5 protein-coding genes and 2 pseudogenes are annotated in these 7,582 nt (G+C 45.4%); 4 read left to right on the top strand and 3 right to left on the bottom strand.

Annotated features, from left to right (window positions below; genetic code table 11):
• Positions 1-180: pseudogene (locus tag L1272_RS22230) on the top strand (IS91 family transposase); the annotation flags it as partial.
• 644 nt (positions 181-824) lie between these two features.
• Here L1272_RS22230 and L1272_RS22225 read toward each other — a convergent pair.
• Together L1272_RS22225 and L1272_RS22220 are read right to left on the bottom strand one after the other, a co-directional pair.
• Positions 825-2,456, bottom strand: a complete 1,632-nt coding sequence (locus tag L1272_RS22225; protein ID WP_235374310.1) for a GMC family oxidoreductase — start codon at positions 2,454-2,456, stop codon at positions 825-827.
• Between the two features lie 131 nt (positions 2,457-2,587).
• Entirely contained in the window at positions 2,588-4,030 is a 1,443-nt protein-coding gene (locus L1272_RS22220) for a coniferyl aldehyde dehydrogenase (RefSeq protein ID WP_076923034.1), read from the bottom strand.
• 249 nt (positions 4,031-4,279) lie between these two features.
• Between L1272_RS22220 and L1272_RS22215 the strand changes: the two genes are divergently transcribed.
• From L1272_RS22215 to L1272_RS22205, 3 genes are all read left to right on the top strand, one after another.
• Positions 4,280-4,936 carry a TetR/AcrR family transcriptional regulator gene (locus tag L1272_RS22215; protein WP_235374309.1) on the top strand — a complete coding sequence of 219 codons (657 nt, stop codon included), beginning with the start codon at positions 4,280-4,282 and terminating at the stop codon, positions 4,934-4,936.
• Positions 4,937-5,067: 131 nt separating this feature from the next.
• Positions 5,068-5,448: a S1/P1 nuclease gene (locus L1272_RS22210; protein WP_235374308.1), complete on the top strand. Its 381-nt coding sequence runs from the start codon at positions 5,068-5,070 to the stop codon at positions 5,446-5,448.
• Positions 5,449-5,585: 137 nt separating this feature from the next.
• On the top strand, positions 5,586-7,010 hold the full coding sequence (locus L1272_RS22205) for a transposase (RefSeq protein WP_420207656.1): 1,425 nt from the start codon (positions 5,586-5,588) through the stop codon (positions 7,008-7,010).
• Here L1272_RS22205 and L1272_RS22200 read toward each other — a convergent pair.
• Positions 6,986-7,582 (bottom strand): annotated as a pseudogene (locus L1272_RS22200) (IS1595-like element ISAma5 family transposase); the annotation flags it as partial. The gene L1272_RS22205 and the pseudogene L1272_RS22200 sit on opposite strands and share 25 nt — an antisense overlap.

Genomic DNA, 7,582 nt, shown 5'->3' with positions numbered 1-7,582 from the left:
AATGTAAGCATCATCGCTTGTATTATAGATATACACGTTATTCAGAAAATACTGGCACATATAGATAAAAAGCACCCAACTTCTAAACAAACAAAGCTATTGCCACATTTGCGTGCACCACCTGATGAACAATACACAAACGATTTCACTATTCAACGTGACTTCAATTTTGGGGCGTAGGCTCCATTTACTGCTGCAAGAGTAAAGAAAAACGCTAGTAAATGGTGGGGCTATTCGCGCTTCACCCCCCATTTCCTGCACCAAAGGCCTATCGTCGCAAGACATTGCAAACTAACACGCCTTAAAATACTCCCACAATTCGATAATTCAACAAACCAATCTAGTCAAAAAGACAACTGTCATAGGGGGTAGAAAATAGCTTTAATCCGTCTTATACTCGTTCGGCTAAGCGTTCACGTTCATTAAAGCGCACGCCAGTACAGCCGCTTATACATGCCAATGTGAAAATGAGTAGTATGCAGTGCTTCATTATAATACCTGCGTATCACTGTATTTGTGGTCATTCACTGTTTTTAAGGTAGCGCATTGTTTTTAGGGTAACGCATTGTTTTCAAGATAACAGGGTCTTGATAGTAACAGGAAATAGCGAAAGGTTTGTTACAGGTTGTCGTGAGGTGCCAGTAGTGGGTTTATGCTGGTGTTTTACAGTGGGGGAGAGGTATGACAGGTAAACGGTCGGGCTGAAAGTAATTTCGGTGCCTATCGCCGTTGAGGTAATTCGAAGTTTGATCTAAGTTTGTCGTTAAAAAAGGTAGCGGCCTAAATAGGCCGCTACGCCGTACTATATGTCATACGTTGGGTAATCAGCCCAAGATCATATCAGAGGCTTTTTCGGCAATCATAATGGTCGGCGCTGTCGTGTTACCACCTACCAAGGTTGGCATGATAGAGGAGTCGACCACTCGCAACCCTTCCATACCATGTACTTTGAGTGTGTCATCCACTACCGCCATGTCGTCGTGTCCCATTTTACAGGTGCCAACAGGGTGATAAATGTTGTCTGCTTTTTGACGAATAAATTCGCGAATTTCTTCATCACTTTGCACGTGGTTACCCGGAAATATTTCATCGCCGCGCCATGAATCGAATGCTTTTTGCGCAAAGATGTTACGCACGGCTTTAACACCTCGCACCATGCCTTCAAAGTCATCAGGGTGATCCAATAAATTAGGATCAATCAGTGGGTGACTGTTTGGGTTAGCATCTTTTAGTTTAAGAGTGCCTCGGCTTTTTGGGCGCAACACACAAGCGTGACCCGAATAACCGTAGCCAAAGGTAAAGGATAAATTCAGACCGTGGTTATCTAAGCGCACGCTACTCATATGGAATTGAATGTCAGGAATTTCTTCCTCAGGACGTGACTTAATAAAACCGCCTGACTCTGCAACGTTTGATGTCAGGAGGTCGGTTCTTTTGAAAATATAATTGTATAAAGCGACGGGCCCTTTCAGGAACAACACTCCAGGTGTGATGGCAATCGTGTCTGAACGCTTACTTTTTTGAACCACCAAGATGTCCGGATGGTCTTGTAAGTTTTCGCCGACGCCAGGTAATTCATGTACGAGAGGGATACCGTGCTTTTCAAGTTCGTCTTTGGGGCCAACGCCGGACAGTTTCAGCAGCTTCGGTGAGTTAATGGCACCACCGGATAAAATAATCTCGGCACCTTCTAGCGTTACTTTTTTGCGTTTTTGTAGAATTTCAACGCCGGTCGCTCGCTTACCGTCAAACAGAACTTTGTTGACGGTGACGCCAGTCATTACGGTGAGATTTGGACGACTCATTACCGGGTGAAGGTAGCCACGTGCAGCGCCAAAGCGTTCGCCATTTTTCTGGAACACTTTGAATAAACTGACACCTTCAGGTTTATCTGTATTTAGATCGTCAGTCGCTGGATAGCCTGCTTCAACACCGGCATCGACAAAGGCTTTACTGACTTCTAAAGGCGATTGTAAATCAGCGATGTTGATTGGGCCGCCGACGCCATGAAATTCATTTGCGCCCGGTTCGTAGTGTTCGCTGCGTTTAAAAATTGGCAGTACGTCGTCGTAGCCCCAACCTTTGTTGCCTAAGGATTCCCAGTGATCGAAGTCCCACTTATGCCCGCGCGTGTAGCACATTGCATTCACCGCGGAAGAGCCACCTAAGGTTCGGCCGCGAGGGATAAACACTTTGCGGTTATTGAGTGCTTTTTGCGGTTCTGTCCAGTAACGCCAGTTGCGAGTGAGCGAGCGCATCATGAAAATGATACCAGCGGGTACTTTAATAAAAATACTGTTGTCGGCTGGGCCTGCTTCGATAAGGCACACTTTATTGTTGGGGTCTTCTGAGAGGCGATTGGCTAATACACAACCAGCTGCTCCCGCGCCAACGATAATGTAATCAAATTTCATCTGTTTGTTGTCCTCAAGGATGAAAGATTCACCAAGAATCATGTCTACGGCATTTCATGTCTTTAAAATGCCTTATAAATGTTAAACCGATAGCACTTAGAGTTTCTGTGGTGTGCCTTTGTATTTGGCCGTCCGCGCTTTTAAATTTACGGCAAGTACACTCATTATCGCATTTAACGGATAAAAAATTTGTAAATCAATTTTTGTATGCCGGTGCCATAGGGTGGATAAATAAAACGTCCACTATTGAAGCGGCCTTTCCGATGCACACCTTTGGCTTTGGATAACGATACAAAGCCTTCTTTACCATGGTAGTGGCCCATACCAGACGGGCCAACGCCACCAAATGGCATATCGTCTTGAGCAATGTGCATGAGAGTATCATTGACTGATACGCCGCCTGCATGGGTTTGTTCAAGCACTTGTTGCTCTAGATCACGATTATAACTGAATAAATACAATGCGAGGGGGCGCTCGCGGTCATTAATGTACTTAAGCGCGGCGTCGAATGACTCATATGGCACGATCGGCAAAATGGGACCAAATAGCTCTTCCTGCATTATGGTCATGTTGTCGGTTCCGTTCTCGACAATATGCAGCGGCATTTTGCGCGTTCCGGAGAAGTTTTCGTCCGCCGGGTTAATTTGAGTAATGCTTGCGCCCTTATCTTCTGCATCTTTGAGCCAAGTAACGAGCCGTTCATATTGGCGGTCATTTATGATGGCGGTGTAATTATCGTTGTCACGAAGTGTTGGGTACAAGCGTGCAAAGGTTTGATTGTACTTGGCAATAAACTCTTTCTCTTTGCCTTTTGGGAGCAAAATATAATCGGGTGCTATGCAGGTTTGCCCGGCGTTGACAGCTTTACCAAAGCAGATGCGCTCAACCGCGTCATCCATATTGGCACCTGGGGCAATAATCGCGGGAGATTTTCCGCCGAGCTCTAGCGTCACCGGGGTTAGGTTTTTCGCGGCGGCAGCCATGACGTGCTTACCCACAGCGGTGGAGCCAGTAAATATTAAATGATCCCAAGGGGTTTCAGAAAAGACGGTGGAGACTTCAACTTCGCCTTCAATTACGGCGACATGCTCTTCGTCAAAAACTTCGGCCAGCAGATCTTTGATTACCGCGTTGGCGGCTGGGGTAAATTCCGACATCTTGATCATGGCTCGGTTGCCCGAGGCAATCGCGGTGGCGAGCGGTACGATGGCCAGTTGGATTGGGTAATTCCAAGGCACCATAATGCCGACAACGCCGAGTGGTTGGTAAACCACTTGGTTAAATGACGGAGCAAATAATGCACTTACATGACGGCGTGACGGACGCATCCATTTACGCACGTTTTTGATCATGTAATTTAGTGATTGTACCGTGATCATGATTTCAGCGATCAGGGTTTCATCTTTGGCGCGGCAGCTAAAATCTTCATTGACTGCACTAGCAATGGAGTCTTGGTGTCGTATAACCGCTGCTTTTAGCTTGTTTAGTTGTTCAATACGGGCCTTAGCCGTTGGCATAGGGGTGTGCCTAAAAGCCGCTTTCTGCTTCGCGAATAAGGATTGAAGGCGTTCAATCTCCTGCGCTGGTGAATGCAGTTGTGTCACTGTGGCAACCATATTGAGCTCCTGTTGTCTGGCCTGTGTTCTGGTTAGTTTGGTGCTAGCCGGGTGTTGTAGGACAATCGTATTTGCATTATTAGATTTATTACTCTAAAACGTCAATAGGTGATGCCTAGAAAGACCGTAAAAGCATTGGATTTGACGTAAAATGCGGCACGTTAGCGTACTATGTGTATGGTTTTGTTGGTTGTGAAGTAGGTTATATCGCAAACATGCCGTCTGAATTATCTTGGAGTTATTCGTCGTATGGGCACGAGAGATCGAATAATTGAAGCCAGTTTGGTCCTCTTTAATGACCAAGGAGAGCGCAATGTCACTACTAATCACATCGCCGCACACTTGGGAATTTCGCCGGGTAATCTGTATTACCACTTCAAAAATAAGCAGGCGATTATTTTTGAGCTGTTTACTCACTACGAAAATCGAGTAATGACAGTACTTCAGCTGCCTGAAGAGCGCGGGATTTCTACGTCCGATAAGCTGAGGTACTTAATGGAGACGTTTAAGGGACTGTGGGAATACCGATTTATGCACAGAGACATGGAATCATTGCTCAGTGCAGACCCATCATTGCACCGTCGTTATCGAGACTTCTTTCAACATTGCTTGGCACAGATCTATCGTATTTTGCTTGCACTTAATGAGGCCGGAGTACTTCGTATCAGTCAGGAAGAGGCTGAAGATCTAGCGCTTAATATTTGGATTGTTGTGACATCTTGGTTTTCTTTTTTGCATTGCAACTTAATGGCCGGTGATACTCAGGATATTTCCCAAGAAATGCTGCTAAGTGGTATTTATCAGGTTTTCTCATTGGAGCGCCCCTACATTACCAAGGAGCATAAGGACGAAGTGCTTGCGGCACAGCGTGAATTTTTAACTCGTCCAGCGTGGCTTAAAATCTGACTGGCGTTGTTAAGCGCCGAGCGTTAAAAATGGCAGGTCAATATTCTGTGATTTATCACGTTGATGGCTTCACAAGACTTGGTGTCTGTATCAGAATGAGATCCACTTATAATAATGATTAGGTGGTTCTAGTGTCTCGCCTCGCTTTCCTTTTGGTGTTGATGGTCAGTTGGCCAGTGCATGCCTTTAATTATTCTACGCATGCGAAAATTTGCGATCTGGCTTACCAGCAAGTGAGTGACCCTGTGCGTTTTAGTATTGATGCGTTGGTGGCGAAAGCAACACCTAGGTACGGTGCTAAAGCGAAAACCTTCCCCCAGTTATGTGGCTGGCCAGATACCGTGCGCAAACAGGCTAAATATAAGCATACTGGGACATGGCATTATGTAAATGTTGCACGCTCCGCTACCGCAGTGTCCGCAGAGGCTTGTCCAAGTGATGGTTGTGTTCTGTCTGCCATCAGAGTGATGTTCCAGCGTCTGCATGATTCGCTTCTGGGCACTGAGAAGTGAGTGAAAATTCGACATTTAATGAGTTGTTTGCGGTTTTAGTTGACTGACAAAAAACATCCAAACCGGACATTCAACCAGTCGTAAGTTAGGTCTTTTTTTGCCACACTTGTCGGTACACAATTCAGGGATGAAGGAGTGTGTTGGCATTACAACAAAGTGAAACATACAAGCGCCATCGACCAGAAACAACGCTACTCTATCAATTGGTTGAACGTTACTACCCAGACTTTACCGCAAACCTAGCCGACCAAGGCAAGTATTTACCCAATTATGTTGAGCGTGAGTTTGATGATTTCTTGCGTTGTGGACGACTAGAGCACGGCTTTTTACGCGTGGTGTGTAATGACTGCAAGCATGAAAAGTTAGTCGCTTTTAGCTGTAAACGCAGAGGTTTCTGTCCTAGCTGCGGAGCCAGAAGAATGGCAGAAAGTGCAGCGCTACTTGTAGATGACGTATTACTTGGTTATCCAATTCGTCAGTGGGTCTTAAGCTTACCTATTCCACTTCGATTACTGCTAGCAAGAAACCCAAGTGAATTGAGCAAAGTGATGCAAATCATTCACCGCGCCATTTCCACGCACATTGTGAACAAGGCCGGCTTTACCAACAAACAATCGAAAACTGGGGCTGTTACCCTTATTCAGCGATTTGGTAGCGCCCTCAATCTAAACATCCATTTCCACATGTTGTTCTTAGAAGGTGCAATAAGTGAAAATCCATGGGGTGGTACGACTTTTACCCGCATCAAAGCGCCGTCCCATAGCGACATGGTGGAGCTAGTTCACACCATTAGCTATCGAATTGCCAACTATTTGGAGAAAGTGGGGTTAGTGGAGCGCGACATAGAAAACAGTTTTCTTAACTTACCTATTGATGATGAAGATAGTCTATTGCAGTTGCAAGGGGCCTCCGTCAGCTATCGGATTGCCATGGGACCACAACAAGGTCAAAAGGTGTTTACACTACAGACACTCCCTGCCAGCAATGAAGGCGAATATGGTCAGTTAGCCAATACCTCAGGTTTTTCCTTACACGCAGGGGTCTTCGCTAATGCCGATGAGCCAGAGAAGTTAGAAAGACTATGTCGCTACATCAGCCGCCCAGCGATTAGTGAACAGCGTTTAAGTATGACTGACCATGGAAAAGTGCGCTATGAATTAAAAACACCCTATCGAGACGGCACAACACATGTATTCTTTGAACCGCTCGACTTTATTGGCAAACTAGTGGCCCTCATTCCACCGCCAAGACTAAATCTCACCCGATTTTATGGGGTATTTGCTCCCAACAGCAATCTAAGAGCACAAATTACTGCGTCACAGAGAGGCAAAAACAGCCCGAAAATTGTCAATCAAAAAGATGGGCAATCAGATAAACCTTACCATGCAAGGGCTATGTCATGGGCACAGCGGTTAAAGCGGGTATTCAATATAGACATTACCGAATGCGAAAAATGCGAGAACCACAATGTAAGCATCATCGCTTGTATTATAGATATACACGTTATTCAGAAAATACTGGCACATATAGATAAAGGCTATGTTCTGATTAACTGTTGTTGAATCGAAAAGAGCCTGTTTCCGTTAAGGTTTTCTGGGTTATCCATAAACCTGAACCAACCAAGGTAATGTTCTAGGTATTTTGTGGCTACTCCGTGAAACCGTTTTATCCACGCTTTCAGACGACTGTGATAGGCGTTAACATTTTGAATATGAAAGACTTTATCTATCACCTTAACACCTCCCGCCACGTCTAAGCGCTTGTGTATTAAATCATTTTTCTCAGAAAGAGCTATGTAGGGCTTATATCCATCACTACATAACACACTGTCTTTCTCTAATTTTCCTGCTAGCTCCTTATGCAGAGTTGCCGATGTAACACTTGGCACAACGGCCTCATACGTATTCTTGGCTCTGTCTCTGACCGTTAAAACGGGCACCCAGTCATCTTTTGAACGCCCTCGTTTTTTCGCTTTCATCCCTCTTTTGCGGGGCTGACGAGTCATCCGTTTTGAGCCTTTCTCTGAGTAGGGAAAAAGTGTTTCGTCAGCCTCGATAATACCTTCTAGTTTGCTCGCCTTCAGTGCTGATGGTAGCGCTAGGAATCGATGCCGCCACCTGAACGATGTTTCAAG

The organism is Pseudoalteromonas sp. PAST1 (genome assembly GCF_021532515.1).
Taxonomy (GTDB): domain Bacteria; phylum Pseudomonadota; class Gammaproteobacteria; order Enterobacterales; family Alteromonadaceae; genus Pseudoalteromonas; species Pseudoalteromonas simplex.
The sequence above is the reverse complement of the archived record's forward strand: the minus strand, read 5'-3'. Positions and strand labels throughout refer to the sequence as shown.

Coding starts and splice junctions, on each gene's coding strand:
- L1272_RS22225 (WP_235374310.1), bottom strand. CDS start 2,456: ATGATTCTTGGTGAATCTTTCATCCTTGAGGACAACAAACAGATGAAA.
- L1272_RS22220 (WP_076923034.1), bottom strand. CDS start 4,030: ATGGTTGCCACAGTGACACAACTGCATTCACCAGCGCAGGAGATTGAA.
- L1272_RS22215 (WP_235374309.1), top strand. CDS start 4,280: ATGGGCACGAGAGATCGAATAATTGAAGCCAGTTTGGTCCTCTTTAAT.